This is a genomic window from Haloferax sp. AS1, from assembly GCF_014530665.1.
In the GTDB taxonomy this organism is placed as follows: Archaea; Halobacteriota; Halobacteria; order Halobacteriales; family Haloferacaceae; genus Haloferax; species Haloferax volcanii.
In genome coordinates this window covers 430,394-450,507 of the sequence record NZ_SPSA01000002.1, presented here as the reverse complement: position 1 = coordinate 450,507, position 20,114 = coordinate 430,394, and the positions used below count along the sequence as shown (strand labels likewise).

13 protein-coding genes are annotated in these 20,114 nt (G+C 61.8%); 8 read left to right on the top strand and 5 right to left on the bottom strand.

Features of this window, described 5'->3' with window-relative positions:
• Positions 1-24: 24 nt before the first annotated feature.
• The 8 genes from E4P24_RS16775 (at position 25) to E4P24_RS16740 (ending at position 12,942) form a co-directional block, all read left to right on the top strand.
• Positions 25-1,215, top strand: a complete 1,191-nt coding sequence (locus E4P24_RS16775; protein WP_223174081.1) for an extracellular solute-binding protein — start codon at positions 25-27, stop codon at positions 1,213-1,215.
• A 251-nt stretch (positions 1,216-1,466) separates the two neighbouring features.
• Entirely contained in the window at positions 1,467-2,486 is a 1,020-nt protein-coding gene (locus E4P24_RS16770; RefSeq protein ID WP_188148859.1) for a carbohydrate ABC transporter permease, read from the top strand.
• Complete coding sequence (locus E4P24_RS16765) at positions 2,486-3,322, top strand: carbohydrate ABC transporter permease (RefSeq protein ID WP_188148858.1); 837 nt, start codon at positions 2,486-2,488, stop codon at positions 3,320-3,322. Before E4P24_RS16770 ends, E4P24_RS16765 begins: the two co-directional genes overlap by 1 nt.
• 9 nt (positions 3,323-3,331) lie before the next feature.
• A complete protein-coding gene (locus E4P24_RS16760; protein ID WP_188148857.1) occupies positions 3,332-4,456 on the top strand; it encodes an ABC transporter ATP-binding protein in 1,125 nt (374 codons plus the stop codon).
• A 71-nt stretch (positions 4,457-4,527) separates the two neighbouring features.
• Entirely contained in the window at positions 4,528-6,552 is a 2,025-nt protein-coding gene (locus E4P24_RS16755) for a beta-galactosidase (protein WP_188148856.1), read from the top strand.
• A 131-nt stretch (positions 6,553-6,683) separates the two neighbouring features.
• Positions 6,684-10,976, top strand: coding sequence for a glycoside hydrolase family 2 TIM barrel-domain containing protein (locus E4P24_RS16750; RefSeq protein ID WP_188148855.1), 4,293 nt, complete (start codon positions 6,684-6,686; stop codon positions 10,974-10,976).
• Positions 10,977-11,082: 106 nt separating this feature from the next.
• On the top strand, positions 11,083-12,039 hold the full coding sequence (kdgK1, locus tag E4P24_RS16745; protein WP_188148854.1) for a bifunctional 2-dehydro-3-deoxygluconokinase/2-dehydro-3-deoxygalactonokinase: 957 nt from the start codon (positions 11,083-11,085) through the stop codon (positions 12,037-12,039).
• Between the two features lie 42 nt (positions 12,040-12,081).
• Entirely contained in the window at positions 12,082-12,942 is an 861-nt protein-coding gene (locus E4P24_RS16740) for an SMP-30/gluconolactonase/LRE family protein (protein WP_188148853.1), read from the top strand.
• A 47-nt stretch (positions 12,943-12,989) separates the two neighbouring features.
• On the opposite strand, the gene E4P24_RS16735 is transcribed toward E4P24_RS16740, so the two are convergent.
• The 5 genes from E4P24_RS16735 to E4P24_RS16715 form a co-directional block, all read right to left on the bottom strand.
• On the bottom strand, positions 12,990-13,643 hold the full coding sequence (locus E4P24_RS16735; protein WP_188148852.1) for a bifunctional 4-hydroxy-2-oxoglutarate aldolase/2-dehydro-3-deoxy-phosphogluconate aldolase: 654 nt from the start codon (positions 13,641-13,643) through the stop codon (positions 12,990-12,992).
• A gap of 239 nt (positions 13,644-13,882) precedes the next feature.
• Positions 13,883-16,411: an RND family transporter gene (locus tag E4P24_RS16730; RefSeq protein ID WP_188148851.1), complete on the bottom strand. Its 2,529-nt coding sequence runs from the start codon at positions 16,409-16,411 to the stop codon at positions 13,883-13,885.
• A gap of 4 nt (positions 16,412-16,415) precedes the next feature.
• Positions 16,416-18,044 (bottom strand): COG1361 S-layer family protein, encoded by a 1,629-nt coding sequence (locus E4P24_RS16725; RefSeq protein ID WP_223174080.1) that lies wholly within the window; start codon positions 18,042-18,044, stop codon positions 16,416-16,418.
• A 469-nt stretch (positions 18,045-18,513) separates the two neighbouring features.
• Positions 18,514-19,182, bottom strand: coding sequence for an NAD(P)-dependent oxidoreductase (locus tag E4P24_RS16720; RefSeq protein ID WP_223174079.1), 669 nt, complete (start codon positions 19,180-19,182; stop codon positions 18,514-18,516).
• A gap of 10 nt (positions 19,183-19,192) precedes the next feature.
• A complete protein-coding gene (locus E4P24_RS16715; protein ID WP_223174078.1) occupies positions 19,193-20,083 on the bottom strand; it encodes an SDR family NAD(P)-dependent oxidoreductase in 891 nt (296 codons plus the stop codon).
• Between the last annotated feature and the right edge of the window lie 31 nt (positions 20,084-20,114).

Below are 20,114 nucleotides of genomic sequence, written 5' to 3'. Positions count from 1 at the left end.
AGTACGGATGGTTCGTCGAACGAGATGGCATCTTCGGCCAACGGCTGGGCTTGGAACATCGCGGCACGGTCGCTTGCCGGTGCCGCCGAGATGTACAACGAGAACAACGACGCCGAGATCACTGTCGAGGAACTTGGTCGAAACACCTGGGAGCAGCGTTTCCAGACGGCCATCACGAGCGGGAGCGGTGCCCCCGACTTCTCGGCGATTCAGAACTACGACGTGACGGTGTTCGGGAGCAACAACGGACTCACCGACATCACGGACCGAATCACCGACAGTATCGAGGAGGACATTGTAGACGGCAAGTGGGAGACGGTCAGCGTCGACGGGAGCTACTACGCGCTCCCGTGGGACATCGGACCGACGGGTGTCTTCTACAAGCGCGACCGCTACGAGGAGGCTGGAATCGACCCCAGTACCATCGAGACGTGGGACGACTTCATTGAAGAGGGACAGAAACTCCCTGACGATGTGGCAATGGTCAATATCCCATCGCAGGAACTGCCGCAGTTGTGGCGGATGCTCTTCCGCCAACTCGGCGGGCAAGCGTTCACTGAGAATGGCGCGGTCAACATCCACAGCGAGGAGAGTGCCCGCGTCGCCCAGCTTATCCTCGATATGCAGGAGGCAGGAATCACGAAGCGTGTCGAAATGTGGTCCGGCGGTTGGTTCACCTCCTTCGCCGAGGGGTCGCTCGCATCATTGCCGACAGCGGCCTGGATGGACGGGACGCTCCGGGCGGAACTGCCTGACACCGCCGGTAACTGGGGCGTGTACAAGCTTCCGGCATTCGAACCCGGCGGGACGCGTGCGTCGAACCGCGGTGGCTCGAACATGGCCATCCCGTCGCAGATACAGGACGAAGCGGTCGTTGACCGCGCGTGGGACTACCTCGAATACGCGATGACTACCCCGGAGGTCCAAAACCAGATGCTCGAAGAGTACGGGCTTTTCCCGTCGCTGACGACGGCGTACGAGGCGGACCTCTACGACGAGGAACTTGACTTCTACGGCGGACAGGCTATTTTCCGGCTCTTCGCCGAGGTTGCCCAGGAAATCGAGCCATACCGCTACACGACGGATACACCGGAGGTTCAAGATGCCATCAACACCGAACTCGGCCGGATGCTGAACGGCAACAAGTCGCCCGAGGCCGCAGTGCAAGCGGCCGCAGAGACCGTCGCTGACCGCACCGGTCGGGACCTGGCGTAAGCCGCCGAGCGATATCCGACATAGTCACAACCTTTTAGAAATGCCCAGACAGTCTATCAGCAGATAGAAGCACACATGACCCAATCAACCACGAAACGCGCCTATCACTGGACCGGGGGACGACCGACTCGTCCGTCCCACCCGGCGGTGTATCGGGATACCGTCGGTGGCGTGACCCCGATAGACGACGCAGACGACGGCACTCGCCGAGGCTCGACTCCCCTCGGGCGAACGCGAGGTGAACCGACCCCATGGTGTTGAGTGCCATCCAATCCAGAGTTCGCTCGCTTCCTGGCTACCGGCGGGCCGCCGACCAGCTCCGGTACCGTCGGCAGGACGTCTCCGAAGTGATCCCGAAGATTCCGGGGTTACCGTATCTGTACGTCTCACCGTTCTACCTCCTGTTCGGGTTCTTCCTCCTGTTCCCGACGCTGTACACGGTGTATCTCTCGTTCTTCAGCTATCTCGGGGCGTCGAACGAGATTCTGGTGACGGTCGATTTCTTCCTGTTTCAGGTGACGATCCCCCAAATCGCCAACCTACAGTTCGTCGGCTTGGACCACTACACACGGCTAATATTCCAAGATTCGCTGTTCCACCAGTCACTGTTCAACACCTCGTTCATCTTCTTCGTCCAGGTGCCACTCATGGTCGTCCTCGGACTGGCGACGGCCTTGGTGCTGGACGCGAAGTTCATCAAGGCGAAGGGACTGTTCCGGACGCTCATCGCCCTACCGGTCGCGACGGGGCTCGTCGCGTACTCGACGATCTTCCTTCTCCTGTTCAACGGGGACATAGGGATGATCAACTACATCCTAGAGACGGTCGGCGTTGGGGCGATTCCATGGCTGAGTGACGCGTGGTGGGCACGCATCACGCTCGTCATCGCCGTGACCTGGCGGTGGCTCGGCTACAACATGATCATCCTGCTCGCGGGGCTCCAGACGGTCCCCGAACAGCTGTACGAGGCCGCGGAGGTCGACGGTGCGTCGCGCTGGCAGAAGTTCCGGTTCGTCACGCTGCCGCAGCTCCGACCCGTGTTGCTGTTCGTGGTCGTCTCCTCGACCATCGGGACGTTCCAGATCTTCGCCGAACCGTTCGTCATCACCGGTGGCGGTCCGTCGAACGCGACGATCACCATCGTGCAGTACATTTACAGACAGGCGTTCATCCAGCTCAACCTCGGCTACGCGAGTGCTGTCTCGGTCGTGCTCGTCGTCCTCGTGAGCATCATGTCCATCATCCAGATCAGATACGGAGGCACGGAGTAATGCGGCAAGACACGAAGAAGGAGGCGCTGTGGCAGTTCGGTGGCTACATCTTCCTGCTGACGATCACGGCACTCGTGTTGATACCCATCTACTGGATGATCGTCGCGGCGACGATTCCCCAGCAGGAGTTCTTCAGCTGGCCGCCGCGGCTGATTCCCGGACTCAACTATCTGAGCAACCTACAGGACCTCCAGGCGAACGTCGACTTTGTCCGGAGCATCGGCAACAGCCTCCTCATCGCGGTCGCGTACACGCTGCTGTCGCTCGTGCTCTGTTCGATGGCGGGCTTCGCCTTCGCGAAGTACGAGTTCAAGTTCAAGGAGCCGCTGTTCTACTTCATCCTGGCGACGCTCGTCCTCCCGATCCAGCTGCTCATCATCCCGCTGTTCCTGTTGATGACGCAGGTCGGGTGGACGAACTCGTACATCGCGGTCATCCTGCCGTGGGCGGCGAACCCCCTCGGCATCTTCCTGATGCGACAGAACATGAAGGCGATCCCCGACGCGCTGCTCGAATCCGCGCGGATGGACGGTGCGACGGAGTTCCAGCTCTACTACAAGATCGCGCTGCCGACGATGACGCCGTCGCTCGCGGCACTCGCTATCATTCTCTTTTTAAACCAGTGGCAGGCGTTCCTCTACCCGCTCGTCATCCTGCAAGAAGAGGAGATGTTCACCATCCCCATCGCTCTCGCACAGCTTGTCGGCCAACAGCGGGTCTACTTCGACCAGGTGATGGTCGCGACCTCGCTGTCGATTATCCCCATCTTCCTGATGTTCATCTTCCTCCAACAGTACTTCATCAAAGGCATCCTCTCGGGATCGGTCAAACAGTAGGTACACACAATGGCTACAATCGACATCACGAAACTTCGCAAAGAATTCGGAGACGACGGTGAACAGATCGTTGCGGTCGACGACGTCGACTTACACATCGAAGACGGGGAGTTCCTCGTCTTCGTCGGACCCTCTGGCTGCGGCAAGACGACGACGCTTCGGTGTATCGCCGGACTCGAAGACGTGACCGACGGCACCATCGAGTTCGACGGCGTCGACGTGACCGACGAACGGGCACGCGAGCGCAACGTCGCGATGGTGTTCCAGAACTACGCGCTCTATCCGCATATGACCGTCCGGAAGAACATCGGCTTTCCGCTGCGGCTCTCGACGAAGGAGTCGAGCGACGAGATCGACGCGAAAGTCGATGACGTCGCGGAGCTGCTCGGTATCGAAACCCTGCTCGACGACAAGCCGAAGGAGCTGTCCGGCGGCCAACAGCAGCGCGTCGCACTCGGCCGCGCCATCATCCGGGATCCGGAGGTCTTCCTGATGGACGAGCCGTTGTCGAACCTCGACGCCAAGCTCCGCTCGAAGATGCGGACCGAACTCCAAGAGCTCCAGCAGGAACTCGGCGTGACGACGGCGTACGTCACGCACGACCAGGTCGAGGCGATGGCGATGGGCGACCGAATCGCCATCCTCGACGGCGGCAAGCTCCAGCAGGTCGGCACGGCCAACGAGGTCTACCGGACACCAGCGAACGAGTTCGTTGCGGGCTTCATCGGCAGCCCGAGTATCAACCTCTTCACAGCGGAGGTCGCTGGCGACACGCTGCGCGGCCCGAACGGGTTCGCGTGCACGGTCGAAGACGGTTCGGTAGTCGAAGGGCGTGATACGGTCCGCGTCGGCGTCCGGCCGGAAGACATCCGGCCAGCCGAGGACGGCGAGCTGCCGAGCGTCGTCAGCGTCGTCGAGAACATGGGCAACGAGAACTTTCTCTATGCGGATATGGGCGAGGTCGCCCTGACCGCCAGAGTCGACAGTAAGATGCATCCCGACGAGGGAGCCGAGGTGGTGTTCACCTTCGACGAGGAGGACCTGTATCTCTTCGACCCGACGACCGGCGAGTCGATCAAGACGAAGACCGGCGAGGTCGACGTGGGCTACCAGCAGTACGTCAAGAACAGCTGAACCAACCGCTCCGAGGGCACTGATTTCGGGGAATCGTACGAACGACCGAAGACGGAGACAAGACGAAACATATGCACACAGGCGTCTGTTACTTCCCAGAACACTGGGAGGAAGACCGAGTAGAGACGGATATCGAACGAATGGCCGAGGCGGGCCTCCAGTACGTCCGCATGGGCGAGTTTGCGTGGTCGCGGTTCGAACCCGAGCGCGGTGACTACGACTTCGAGTGGCTGGAGTGCGCTGTCTCGCTGGTCAGCGAGTACGGCATGGAGGCCGTCCTCTGTACGCCGACGGCGTCGCCACCGAAGTGGCTGGTCGACGAGGAGCCCTCGATCCTCCAGACCGAGGCCGACGGGACGACCAGACACTACGGAGGGCGGCGTCACTACTGTTTCAACTCTCCGGTGTACCGCCGCGAGAGCGAGCGTATCACCGAGCGGTTGGCCGAGCGGTTCGCTGACCACCCGGCGGTCGCTGGCTGGCAGACCGACAACGAGTACGGCTGTCATGGGACGCTTCGCTGTTACTGCGACGACTGTGCAAGCGCGTTCCGCGAGTGGCTCCGCGAGACGTACGGCGACGTCGAGACACTCAACGAGCGGTGGGGGACCGCCTTCTGGAGCCAGGAGGTGACCTCTTTCGAGCAGGTCGATCCGCCGCGACACACGGCCGCCGACCACCATCCCTCGCGGCTGTTGGACTACTACCGCTTCGCCAGCGACAGTGCCATCGCGTACAACCGACTCCAGACGCGGCTGCTCCGCGCGGTGAACGACGACTGGTTCGTCACGCACAATTTCATGTCCCACGACGATTTGGACGCCTACGCCTTCGGCGACGATCTCGACTTCGCCTCGTGGGACTCCTACCCGACCGGCCACGTCCAGACCGGCGACGGCCCGGTCTCGGACGCCGAGTTTCGGGCGGGTAACCCGGATAACCTCGGGCTGGACCACGATCTCTACCGCTGCGTGACCGACGAACCACACTGGGTGATGGAGCAACAGCCGGGCGACATCAACTGGCCGCCCTACTCGCCCCAGCCGGGCGACGGCGCGATGCGGCTCTGGGCGCACTACGCCGCGGGCCACGGCGCGGACGTCGTCTCGTACTTCCGCTGGCGACGCTGCCGGATGGGCCAAGAGCAGTACCACAGCGGGCTGCTCGAACGCGACGGCACCCCCGACGCTGGCTTCCACGACGCCGTCGCGGCCTCGGCCGACTTCGACCGTCTTGCGACGGCTTCTCTCTCCGAGACAGACGCCGACGAGACCCACGGCGGCAGCGTCGCGCTGTTGCACGACTACGACAACCTCTGGGCACTCTCCATCGAGCCGAACACGCCCGAGTTCGACTACTGGGTGCATCTGGAGACCTACTACACGGCACTCCGGGAGCGCGCCGTCACCGTCGACGTAGTTCCCCCGATGACCGACCTCAGCGCGTACAACGCGGTGGTCGCACCGACACTGCATCTGGCCGACAACGAACTCGCCAACCGGCTCACCGCGTACGTCGAGGCGGGCGGCGAACTCCTGACGACGATCCGGTCGGGGATGAAAGACCCGTACAACAAACTGCACGACGCCCCGCAGCCCGGCCCGTTGGCGTCGACGGTCGGAACCACCGTCGACGACCACGAGAGCGTCCCCGAGCAATTGGCCGCGACAGTCGAGTACGACGGCCAGCGGTACGACGGACGCGTCTGGAACGAGTGGCTCGCGCCGACGGCGGACGGCGCGACGGTGGTCGGCCGATACGACAATGGTCCGGCCGAGGGGACCGCCGCAGTCACTCGCAACGACCTCGGTGACGGCTCGGCGACTTACGTCGGAACGTGGCCGGAACCGGCGTTCGCGGGCGTGCTCGTCGAGGACCTTCTCGAACGTGCCGGGGTCAAGACGGCCGACCCGCTCCCGAGTCAGCTCCGACTATGCCGGCGCGACGGGCTGACGTGGGTCGCGAACTTCGGTGCTGAAGCCGTGGCCGTCGACGCGCCGGACGACGCCGAGTGGTACGTGGGCGAGCCGACCATCGGTGCCTTCGACGTGGCTGTGACCGACACCCCGCCAGCGGCGCTCTCCGTCGACGACTGACCCAGCGACGACGGCCGAGTAGTCGACTGCGACCCGCGTGTCCTATTTCTCCCCGATTCCAGAACTAAAACCAGTATTAGAGTTGCAAAAATGTTATACATGATAAACGTCGATAGATGTTCGCGCCATATATGACAGACAATAGCAGCCAGCAGGCAGACGGAGCGGCAGCACTGACCCGCCGGTCGATGCTATCGGCGATGTCCGGTATCACACTCGGTACGATGCTCCCTGTCGGAGCGAGTGCCGCACCAACGAGTGCGCAGTCGAGCGAAGACTACGAGGCGATAAAGGCGGCCGCGACGCTCACGCCACGGCCGACCGGGTCAGCCGATGGTGGGACCGAATCACTGAACGGGACGTGGGATTTCGCTCTCTCGCGAAGCGAAACACCACCGACGGCCGGAGGCGCGCGGCGTGTCACACCCGACCGGTCTTCGAGGGGGAACGACGCCACCGTCGTCGGTGACCCGCCGGTCGTCACCGACCCGTCCGAACGGGCACTCGACCTCGCCGGTGAGAGTCACGTCGCCGTCGGCGACGCCAACAGCCTCAACTTCACGTCGCCCGGCTTCGCCGTTCAGCTGACGCTCAAGTATTCCGAGGACACGTTGCTGTTCTCCAAGGGTGGGAGCCAGTACTCCGCCGGTGTCTACGGCGGAGAGCTGTCGTTCTGGACCCAGGGCGAGGGAAACTGGCCGACGGCGCGTGGGGGCGACCTTTCACCCGGCGAGTGGTACACCGCGTCCTTCGTCGTCGCCGAGAGCGAACTACGGGTCTATGTCGACGGCGACCGGGTGGGGACGACCGCTCACGGCTTCTCCTCGCTCCCTAGCACCGAGATCCCGCTCTACATCGGTTACAACGCAGGCGATGGCACGCACGGTACCCCCGTCGTCGACGCGTTCCGCGTGTTCGACACGGCACTCACCGACGCCGAGGTGGCTACCGGCTTCGAGACCGTCCCCGCCAGCGCGGTCGCGTGGCTCCCGTTCGACACGACGAGCGGCGGGACGACGCCCGACCAGTCGGGTGCGGGCAACGACGGGACGCTAGTCGGCGACCCTACGGCCGTCAGCGGCCGGGACGGACGTGGGCTGGACCTCGCCGGCGACGGCTACGTCTCCACCGGCTCCGACGCGAGTCTGAACTTCGCCGACACGGGCTTCACGCTGGAGGCGGTCGTCCGCTACGACGGTGGGAGCGGACTCGTCCTCGACAAAGGAAGTAGCGCCGTCTCCAGCGGCACCGAACAGTTCGGTCTTGGTATCTACGACGGGACCGTTTCCTTCTACGTCCAGACCGCAGCCGGGAGCTACCCGAACAGCCTCCAGACCGACATCGAGACCGGTGCGTGGCACCGGCTCACCGTCGTCGTCGACGAGACCCAGTCCCGACTCTTCGTCGACGGGACACAGGTCGGCGCGGTCGTCCACGGTGCCGACGGCTTTGCGAGCAGCTCCGCCCCGTTCGTCGTCGGCGGTGACGGGCTCGACGTGACGGTCAAGTCGACGGCTGCGTTCGACACAGCACTCACCGCAAGTCAGGTTGAGCGAGGCGTTCTCGCATCACCCGACAGTGCCGTCCTCTGGCTCACGTACGACACCGTCGAGGACACCGGCGTCGAGTGGCGCGACGAGTCCGTCCCCGGTCAGTGGGGATACGACGGCTACTACCTCCCGAGCGGTGCGTCCGACTGGTATCCACCGGACGGGACCCGCGGCTGGTACCGACGCGAGTTCACTGTCCCGGCCGGCTGGGACGATGGTCGGCTGTTGCTCCGGTTCGATGGCGTCTATAGCCACGCGTGGGTGTATCTCAACGGTAGCCTGGTGGCCGAGCACGTCGGCGGCTACACCCCATTCGAGGCGGATGTCACCGACGCAGTCAACGCTGACAGACCGAACGAACTCGCCGTCGCCGTCTCCCAGCAGTCGAAGGCCGACGACATGGGCTGGCAGAACGTCACCGGCGGTATCACCCGCGACGTGACACTCGTCTCGGTGCCCGAGGTTCAGTTCGCAGACTTCGACGTGATGACGACGCTCGCCGACCGCGGCGACGCGGCCACCGTCCACGTCGACACCGCCGTCAGGAACGCGGGCGAGGAACCCCTCCAGTCGGGGTCGGTCGAGGTGACGCTGACCGGGCCAGACGGGTCGACGGTCGGCTCCGCGCAGGCCGACCTCGCGGCCGTCGAGCCCGCTGGGAGCCGGGCGGTCGCGCTCGCCATCAACGTCGCCGACCCCGACTGCTGGAACCCCGAGCAGCCAGCGTTGTACACCGTCAACGCCGAACTGACCGCCGGTGACCGGACGGAGCGGCTAACCAAGCGGGTCGGAATCCGCGAGATCACCGTCGACGGCACCGACCTCCGGCTCAACGGGGAGTCGGTCCTCCTCCGCGGCGTCAACTGGGAGGAGATCCACCTAGCGACCCACGGCCACGCCGTCCCCGCGGACGTCACCCGCGCCGACGCGAGACGGCTCAAGGAGGCGAACGTCAACTTCGTCCGGACGGCGCACCATCCGACCTCGGAGGCGTTCCTCGACGCCTGTGACGAACTCGGCATCATCGTCGAAGTCGAGGCTCCGCATATGTTCATCGGCCGCCACCGTGGCGACCCCTATCCCGAGGTCGTCGTCCAGCAGACCCTGGAGATGGTCGAGCGCGACAAGAACCGGGCGTCGGTGTGCATCTGGTCGATCGCCAACGAGTCCGACTGGTACGAGTGCTTCGACACCGTCGCCCGGCTGGTGAAGGAAGTCGACCCGACGCGGCCCACTATCTTCAATCACGACGAGTACGACGCGGCCGACCCGTGGCACGACAAGTACGACCTCCGGGCGCACCACTATCCCGCGCTCCGGAGCGGTTCGACCGTCGCCGGACACGCCGACCTCGACGGGCCGACCCTGTTCGACGAGTACGGACACACCTACTGTTACAACGACCAAGAGCTGGTGACCGACCCCGGTCTCCGCGACGAGTGGGGCCGCGTCTTCGAGACCATCTGGGAGCAGTGTCGCGCGGGCGACGCCGTCGCTGGTGCGGCGCTCTGGGCCGGAGGCGACCATCTCGAACAGTGGGGCGGGTATCTCTGGGGGACCGTCGACCGCAACCGTCGACACCGCCCGGAGTTTTGGCATCTCCGGAAGACGTACGCGCCGGTACGGTTCACCGACGCCGAGTGGAACGGCAACGGTAACGCGAAACGCGTGACCGTGACGGTCGAGAACCGCCACGAGTTCGTCGATCTCTCCGAACGGATCGTCGTCGCCGACGACGGCCGACGAGCCGAGGAGGTCTCGGTCGATCTCCCGCCGGGTGAGACGGGACAGCTCTCGTTCACCGCGCCCGACGGCCGACTGGAACTCAGAGTAGAGCATCCGTCGGGCTACACGGTCAACGAGTTCGTCACCGCGCGCGACGACCCCGGCGCGGCCTGCGCGCCCGACTGTTCGGCGGCGACGAACGGCCGGTCGGCCGAGGGCTTCGAAGCACGGGACGGCCGTCTCGTCGCGTCCGCGGGCGGCCTCTCCGTCGACGTCGACACCGAATCCGGGGCGGTTGCCGTCCGGTCGGCTGACGGCGACCCGCTCGTCGGCGACCCGGAACTCGCGGTCACGCCGACGCAGGACGCGACGGGCCGCGACTACGACACGGCCATCGACCACCGGCTGTCGGGCCGGACGGTGACCGACGTCCGACGGCTCGACGAGTCGTCAGTCGTCGTGGACGTCGCGTATGACGACGCGCACGGAAGTTTCACCCTGCACGTGACCGAGAACAGACTCGTCGTCGACTACGACTTCACGCTCGCCGAGTCTGTCGACGCCCGTGAGGTCGGTCTCGCGCTCCCGACAACGTCAGCTCACACCACCCTCTCGTGGATACGGGAGGGGCTGTGGAGCGTCTACCCCGAAGACCACATCGGCCGACAGGTCGGGACCGCCTCGGCGTTCCCGTCTGGCTCCCGACCTGATCACGTCGGCATCTACATCCAGTCGGGTCAGCCGTGGGCGGACGACACGACGTTCCACGGTTCGAACGACTTCCGGAGCACGAAGCGCAACGTTACGAGTGCTGAACTCACCGACGATGATGGAGTGGGAATCCGTGTGGCGGCGGACGGCAGCCAGCACGTCCGGGCACAGGCACGCTCGGAGACTGTCGACCTGCTCGTCCTCGACCGTTCCATCTCGGGGACGAACGCCGACAACTGGCTTGATCGCCAGCCGTTGCTCGACCAGCAGCCGACGCTCGACGCGGGGGAGTTTCTGACGGGAAGCGTCATGGTGCAGGCCGCCGGAGTTGGGGCGGCTGCCAACGGCGACGATGGCCGAGGTCGTGACCGAGACCGTGGCCGTGGTCAGAGGGACGAAACGCGCGGGGACGAGAAGCGAGACGAGAAGGAACGCTAAGTCGGGGAGCTACTGACGATGCCCCGAGAGCCGTCCGTGTCCCGTTCAGACAGAACACTTAAGCCGGGTTCTGTCGTCGGCTTCGACGACGGCAGAGGAGACAACAATGGCAACACTGCTGACCTTCGGGGAGACGATGCTTCGGCTCTCTCCCCCCGACGGCGAACGGATCGAGACCGCGCAGGAACTGGACTTCCGGTCGGCGGGCGCGGAGAGTAACGTCGCGATCGCGGCCACGCGGCTTGGCATCGACACCCGCTGGTTGTCGAAGCTCCCCGACTCGCCGCTGGGGTGGCGGGCGATCCGCGACCTCGCCGCCAACGGCGTCGACACCGAAATCGCGTGGAGCGACGTCGGACGGATGGGGACGTACTACATCGAACAGGGTGGTGAACCCCGTGGCACCAGCGTCGTCTACGACCGGAGCGACGCGGCCGTTCGGACAGCAACGACAGCCGACTTCCCCACCAACGAGCTGTTCGCCGACGCCGAGGCGTTCTACACGAGCGGTATCACGCCCGCACTCTCTGAGCAACTTCGGGAGACGACGGCCGACCTGCTCGCTTGTGCACAGGCCGAGGGTGTCACGACCTACTTTGATATGAACTACCGCTCGAAGCTCTGGTCGCCCACGGAGGCGAAGGCGTCTATCGAAGTCCTCCTCCCGTCCGTCGACGTACTCGTCGTCGCCCATCGGGACGCCGAGGCCGTCCTTGACTGTCACGGGACGGCGGCCGACGTCGCCCGGACACTCCGCGAGTCGCACGGTCACAAGACCGCCGTCGTCACTCGGGGTGATGACGGTGCCGTCGCCGCCACCGCTGAGGGTGTCGTCGAACAACCGGCGTTCAAAACCGACACGCTCGACCCCGTCGGCACCGGCGACGCGTTCGTTGGTGGCTACATCGCCTCCCGACTGGGTGAGGGGTCGGTCGCCGACGCGCTCGAAACCGCCGCGGCGACGGCGGCCCTCAAGCGGACGCTCGCGGGCGACCTCGCGGTCGTAACCCCCGCGGAGGTCGAGCGCGTCTGCGCGAACCGGGGCGACGGTATCGACCGCTAGGATCCCAAAAAACCAATACCGGCTCCTCGCGTCTTTCGGCTGATGGCACCCGAACTCGTGGCCGACTATCCAGCAAAGACTGGTGAAGGCCCAATCTGGCACACCGACCACGCACAGCTCTACTGGACCGACATCCCTAACGGTATCCTGTACCAGTACAATCCCGTCACCGACTCACACGCGGTCTTGTTGGAACGCGACACCATCGGTGGGACGACCGTACAGGCTGACGGCAGTCTCCTGCTGTTCGGTGCTGGCGGGGTAGTCGAACGGTGGAACGGCACCGACGTGGAGACGATCGCGACGCTCAAGGAGGCGGCTGCGACCAGATTCAACGACGTGATTGCTGACCCTGCGGGCCGTGTCTTCTGTGGGACGATGCCGATGGACGACGAGCTGGGCGCGCTCTACAGGCTCGACTGCGATGGAACGTTCACTCGCGTCGTCGATGACGCGGACATCCCCAACGGCATGGGTTTCTCGCCGGACCGCGAGACGTTCTACTTCACTGTCTCCGAGGAGAACAGCATCTACGCCTACGACTACGACGCCGATTCGGGTGGGATCTCCAACCAACGTGTGCTGGTCTCGACTGCCGACGAGGCGGGCGTTCCCGACGGCCTGACCGTGGACGCGAGTGGTGATCTCTGGTCGGCCCGCTGGGACGGCCGGGCACTCGTCCGGTACACACCGACGGGAAAGGAACGCGACCGAGTCGAGTTCCCCGTCGAGAAGGTGTCGAGCGCAACGTTCGGCGGTCCCTCCCTCGACCAGCTATACGTAACGACGGCCGGTGGTGACAACCGGCTAGCGGAGGGTGCGTTAGCTGGCTCATTGTTCCGATTCGGGCCGGGTGTGACGGGAACGACTGAGTTCCGTTCGCGCATCGACCCGTCCGCGTGAGACTGCACTGTTGACACCCTCGTGCGTCGTCTACTGGGATGATTGCTTCATTCGTTGCAGGCAGTGTCGACGGCGTCGACGAAGGCGGCGGCCTGTGCTCGGACGCCGTCCATGTCACCACGCTCGACGGCGTCGTAGTCGACGAGCGCGGAGCCAGCGCCGACGGCGTCAGCACCGGCTGCGAAGTACGCTTCGAGGTTGTCAGCCGAGATACCGCCCGTCGGCATGACTGGGACGTCACCGAGTGGGCCCTGCAACGCGCTGACGTGGCTAGGACCGACCGTCGACGCCGGGAACAGTTTCAGCACGTCCGCCCCGGCTTCCAGGGCCTCGACCGCCTCGGTCGGCGTCATGACTCCAGGCGCGGAGACGACGCCCGCGCGGTTACAGACTTTGATGACCGATTCGTCGAGATTCGGCGCGAGAACGAATTCGGCACCCGCGTCGATCACGCGGCTGGCGGTGGACGCGTCGAGTACCGTCCCAGCACCGACGACGGCGTCCGTATCCGCGAGTGCCTTGTCAACGGCCGCGATCTGCTCAGCGCACCGCTTCGTGTCGGCGGTGATCTCGAGGGCTGTCACGCCGCCTTCGTAGATAGCGGTAGCGACATCAACCATCCGGTCGCCGGGGATCCCGCGGAGGACCGCGACGACTCCGCTGTCAAACAGCTGTTGCTGGACTTCTTGCTTGCGTGCCATACATCAACTGTGGCAGTATAAATCAAAAATCTTCGCCTCGTAGTGAACGTCTCGTCGATCCATCCACGTGCTCTCGATGCATATCTCGTGTTCTCAAAGGACTATGCCTAAGCTGGTCGTGCCGTACGAGGACTCAGTTTTGCCACCTCACAGGGATTCTCGTCCAGAAGGCTGACTCCGGAGGACCCATGTTCGCGAAAGCCGTCGCCTCAATTTCCAAAACACCCTGAATCAATGATTCACTGATCGGCGTCTTGCTTTGCGAGTTCTCGAAGATTGTTCTCCTCTGTGGATGGTTTGGCGGTACTGTCGCTAACGAAACGAGCCCAGACGACGAGTGCGGGGGGCAGGACAATCAGCGAGGCGAGATACGAATAGAGGATCGATGCAGCCGTGAGTAGGCCGAACTGTCCGAGAATTGGCGAGATAGCGATGACGAGGATGCCGACTCCCGTAACTGTCGTTAGCATGCTCCCGGTGAGCGCGCCACCGGTCCCGCGGACGGTCTTGGTCAGCGATTCGAACACATCAGTCGAGTCGTCGTACTCCTCGGCGAACCTGTGGACGAGATGTGCCGAATAGTCAATCCCCAGACCGATCCCGATCGAGAGAATTGTCCCCGTCATGACGTTAAACGGAATGTCGAGGTAGCGCATCGTCGCCGCGAGGGCGGCTACCGTTACGGCGATTGGGAGCATATTGACGATACCAAGCGACGCCCTGCCTTCGAGCAGTCCGTAGATGATGACCAAGAAGGCGCCAGTCCCGAGCAAGGCAATCACGAGACTGATGAATGCGGATTCAGCGACTACGTCCGAAAGCGCCTTCATCACCACAACACCACCAGTCGCTGTCGCCTCGAACCGGTATCGGTCAGCGACGGTTCGCGTGTCAGCAGTCACTTCCGCCTGTGAGGCGTCGGACTCAACGGCGTACTCCACACGGGCCGCGGTGTAATCTTCAGTGATATAGTTAAGTGCGCGCTCGCGGGCTGGTGAATCCAGCAACGCGCCGTAGATGACCTTCAGATTGTCGTCCGGGATTCCGTTCGCGTTCCGGTCATTACGCTCGACCAACGCTTCGAATTCCTGATCCTGACGCGCATACGAACGAATGACTGTGACAATACTCGTCTCTCTGGCGTGACCGTCGTCGTCGACAAAGCTAGCCGGTGGGTCCTCGCCGGCCCGCCACATCGATTCCAGTGCGCCGTCGTTCGTCAGTGACCCTTCGACGTACACCATCGTTACGTCTTCTTCGCCAGTTTCGAAGTTATCCTCGAGGAAGTTCGTCGTCCCGGTTACGGTGTACTCCCGGGGCTGGAGCTGTTCCGGGAAATACTCGATATACTCGGGTGTCTCCTCAGGTGGCAAAAAGTCGTCTTGGGTAAACTGACTCTCGACGCCGGCACCGTAGCTTCCAATCCACACGGTGCTCAACACCAAGACGATTAGGAACAGCTTGGGTGCTCTCCGGCCGATGTGGACGCCGATCGGAAGTACCTTTCCGAGTGCGGAATCCTCCGACCCGAGTGGCTGTGAACCGAACTCGGGGAAGTTGACACGTTGTCGGAGGGTGTCGGCATACACCTTCGCCGCCGGGAGGAAGATACCGAAGATGAGGAAGGTAAAGACGATGCCGATGGCGGCGATGAGAGCGAAATCACGAATGGGGCCCAGTGGGCTGCTCACGTTGGCGGCGAAGCCGAGGACCGTCGTGCCGGTCACGATCGCGAACGCGACGAGTAACTGGTCGGTCGCCGTCCGCATCGAATCACGGATTCCGAACCCCTCGACGCGCTCCTCACGGTACCGGTTGATGGCATGGATACCGAAGTCGATACCGATCGCCAGCAGGAGTGGTGGGACAGCGATCAGCAGCTGTGAGAAGGCGATTCCGGCGAGCCCCATGAAGCCAAACGTCCAGAGAATCGCCATACCCAGTGAGACGGCACCGATGAGGAGGTCTATCGGATCTCGATAGGCGATGATCAGGAAGAAGAGAATCAACACGACGGCGGCAGGAACAACTAGTGCCAGCGAATCATTAATCACGTCCGAGAACTCCTCGGCTGTTATCCCACTTCCGAAGACGGTGATGTCGCCACCGACCGAGGAAACGATGAACTCTGCGTGTTGCTGGATGTCCGTGAGCGGACTTGAGTCACCGACTCCGCCAGAGTCCGAGACTTCAGCTGTGATCGAGTGTGTGACGATTCCGATTGTGGATGTCGCTGAGGCCGACTTGGCGTTGAAGTCTTTACTCAGGCTGGCTTCGAGTGCCGGATTGCGTTCGACCGCCTGTCTGACCGCGCTGTCGATTTCGGACGGTGTCGCCTGCTCGATTGCGTTGATCTCCTCGTCGATTGTTTCGGCTGACGGGTCGATGGTTTGTGCGACTGCCCGAGCGACACTCGACGTTTGTATGACCTGCAGCTTGGGATTCTCACGCAACCGTTCCTGTGCCCGGAGCATCCGCAGGAGCTCTGGTTTCGAGAGGACGTTCGTCCCCGATTGGATTAGTTGCGTGGTCCCTGTATCTGGCTCGAATGTCACACGCTCGAAGTTGTCGTTGATGTCGTCGAGAGCCGCCTGAGCGGGAACGTCTTCGGTGAACTGGCTGGTTCCTGACGAGGTTCCGGATTGCCCGAGCCCCACCGCGAATCCTGCTGACAGTAGCAGGAACGCTAGTAGAATCGCTTTGGGCCGCTCTGCGATCCACTCGTCGACGACATCAATATACCGTTGGTACTCGATCTGGATATCCATTAGTTCAGTCCTGCTGGCTGCGTCTCCACCAGACAGTAGCGACCACACCGACCAGGGCGACGCCGCCGAGGAGCATCTCTATGGGCAGTCCTCCACCTTCACTCGGCATCACTTCGATGGGTACCTTGTACGTGCGGGTGATTTCGGTGTCACCATCAGGCATCTCGTACTGGAAGTCGAACGAGACAGGGTACCGCTTTGGCAGTGTGTCTCCGGCGGTACTGAGTGCAATCGTGAACTCGTCGGATTCGCCCGGTTCAAGTTGGGGGATGATTCCCTCGTCGTTGTCACTGCTAAGCGGGTCCTGAACGAAGGCCTTGGCCTCGACGTTTGTCAGATTTTCGTCCCCATTATTTCTGACACGGACAGTCAGTGACCGTTCGCCACCAGCCTGGATCGTACTATTCACCACCGAAACGGTAAACCGGTCCTGTTGTGGCTGGATCTCTGCATTCGTTTCTAAGCCGTCGCTGTACCGGACGTCGCCTTGTTGGTTCCGGTATTTCACCGTGAGATTGAACTGCTGGATGCTGGCGCTCGCAGCATCGCTCACGCTGACGGTGTATTCGAAGGTTGCCCGCTCGCTGGGAGCAAGGTCAGAAATCGCGTATTCTGAGGAATCTACGTGGATGTTCGGATTATCTGCGGCGAATCTGACGACTGGGTTGGTGATCGGGTCCGGCCCTTCATTAACTATGGTTCCCCGAAGCGTTCCTTCGCGACCGATACGGAGGTTTGTCGAAACGTTCTCCAAGGCGAAACTCTGTTCGCCACGCGGGTTCACACCGACGTTTACTGTTCGTGACGACCGGTCGATGCCGTTGACATCAGTATAATCCACTACCATGTCGACAGAGTATTCTCGGAGCGTCGCGTCGTCGGCCATTGAGACGGTGTAGTTGAGAGTTCGACGTTCACCGGGGCTCCACGAACCGACTTGAGCCGTCGACTGCTTCGACCCAGACCCGAGCGTCAGTTCGTCGCTCCGGGACGTCGCCGTCACGCTAGCAGCATTTGCTGCGCTGGTGCCGGTGTTTTCGAGGGTCACCGTGAACGTACCCTTCGATCCCACTTGGGCAGTCGACGAGCGGTTCACGACCTCGAATCGTGCTTGGTCACGAATCCGTATCGTAATATACTGGTTGTCCTGCTCAGTAAAGTCGTGATACTCCACTCCGTAGGTTTCGTATTCGGCAATACGCGTGTACGCGTAGGTGTATTCGACGGGGATTCGGTAAGTTCCAGGCTCCGCGTCGTCAGAAACCGTTATGCTGATCGGATCGACTGACTCAGTTCCGGTGGGTACGTTCCCAACAGCCACGGTTCCAGTATTCACCTCGATCGGTGCCGCGTCTCTCACGTCGATAGTAAGCCCTCGCGCTGTTGTAACCCTATCTTCGTACTCTGCGGGGCCACCTTTGTCGATTTGCCCGCGGTTAGTTATTGCGAGACGTAACTCGGCCGTCGTGCCCGGTTCGAATTCGTTCGTGCTTGGTGAAATGTCTATGTCCGGCTTGCCGACTACCTGCCCGGAATTGCTAGTCTGCGCAACGACTGGTGTTGCACTTGGCAGAAGGATGAGGAGTGCCAAAAGCACTCCAGCTACCTTCCGCATGGAGATGTTATTGAGCATTTTCTTTACCGATAGTGGATCGCGACCAGTTTATGTTCTTGAAATCTGCGAGCCATGGAGAAGCTACCTTGCTGACTTTTATCTGGTTCATTCGTGGTTAGTCGGGCCATGTAGTGTAACTCGACATGTGGTGAATGAATTTTCAATCACATCAATCTTTCTGTTTGTGGGGAGGTAATTAGGCGTGCCACGGGGCGAAGTTCCATGTTTTGCGACTGGCGTAATGTCATGTCACCTACCGCTTCGGGCCAGCCCCCAGCACTCATAGTAATCACCACGGCGGACACAGTCCACATCTCAGTTCCCCGTTCGGCACTGGAGACGGGGAATTGATTCTAAATCACCCCGGTGAAGTCGTGGTGAACAGTGCATTTCGTTGTGAGTGTCTATTGAAGACGTAGAAGCCGAGCGTTTGGTTGAGAACGCTCTCTTCATGGCCGACTGAGGTTAAATACGAGGCTTTTATATTTCAATAAATCAGAAGAGGCGTCTGCCCCGTGAATTCAGGCGACTTGGCTTGTGAGAGCATGAAATCTGCGACGTCGGCGCGCGAAATTCTACCGCCATTGATGCCCTCCAAATCAGTAAGCGCACGATACTCTCCGGTACATGGGCCGTTGGTCAAGAAGCCGGGACGAACGATAATCCAGCGGTCCATCTCGCTCTTGATGATGCGTTCTTGGCGGTTCTTGTCAGCATATATTCTACGAAGTACAATCGGTATGAACAGGTGGTCGTACAGGAAGCTGCCGTGACCTCTGCTATCGCCAGTACCGATGCCGGTGACGGCAATGAGCAGTTGCTCACGCTCAAGGGCTTTTGAGAGGTTTTTGGCACTCTCGGAGAACAGCGTTATTTTTTGAATGACGTTTTTCGTGCCGAGGCAATCACAGACGACATCTTGTCCAGCCACGACCTGCTCGATGGCATCGGGGTCTCTAGCGTCTCCTTCAATGATATGTAAGCGCGAATGACTGACCGACATATCGGCTGGAGTACGGACGAGTGCGGTGACTTCGTGCCCGTCTGCCAGCGCCGCTTTCACCAAGGCCAGACCGATGCCACGGGTTGCACCAATGATTGCGATTTTCAGGCGAGCGTTTTCTTCGGGTTCGTTTTCCATTTTTGAATTTTTCATGTTCTTCTACTCAGTGTTCAATTCCAACCATTTCCGCACTCTCGCGCCACAATCGGTCCCGGACTTCGTCACTTCGCGCTAGCTCTGAAGGTTCGGGGAACGTTATTTGGCCTTTGACCAGAGAAACGTAGATCTGATCGTTTGGTGGGGTAACTTCGCCTAACACTACTTGAGCTAGGACTTCACCACTACGTTCAGATGTACCAGGGTACATATCAGGGTTGAACCTACTGGCAAAGCTGAGTCCTAACCGTACGGGGTGAGAATCCATCAGCCGCGAGAGGACTCCTCGCAACAGGGAGCCATCATCGCCTAATGAGGTGTCAGGTGTTAGTCCCGGATTGTAGGCGATTACGTGGATGTCTCTTCCTTTTACCTCGTCGAGTTCGGCTAAAGCACGGGCGGTTAGGATGTTGCAGAGCTTTGATGCTGCATATGCGCCAGAATTGAAGCGACCTGTGCGCGGTTGTGCGAGTTTCTGGATATCGAGCTCTTCTGGTGCAAAGGGGAAGTGCTCCGGATCGTGGGTGTCGCTCGTGGTAATCACTAGCCGTGCTCCCTCTGCCAAGTGTGGCAGGAGTTCGCGGGCCAGCAGGTAGTGGCCGAGATGGTTGACCGCGAACGTTTTTTCGAATCCGTCCTCGCTACGCTGGCTCGCGTTAGAAGATTGCATACCAGCGTTGAGCACGAGCATATCGATACGGTCATCTCCCAGCCGCTGCGTGACTACATTCGCGAATTTTCGAACACTCTTGAGCGAGGAGAGGTCCAGCGATACCACAGAACTGCCCTCTGGTACATCTCGCCCATGTCCACGAGCACCGATGATGATATCCGTGTTGGGCTGTGCTGCAATTCGGTGTACTGCGTGCTCACCGAGTCCGGAGGTGGCGCCAGTCATTACGACGGTTCGGTCGGGTGTAGTTTCAGTC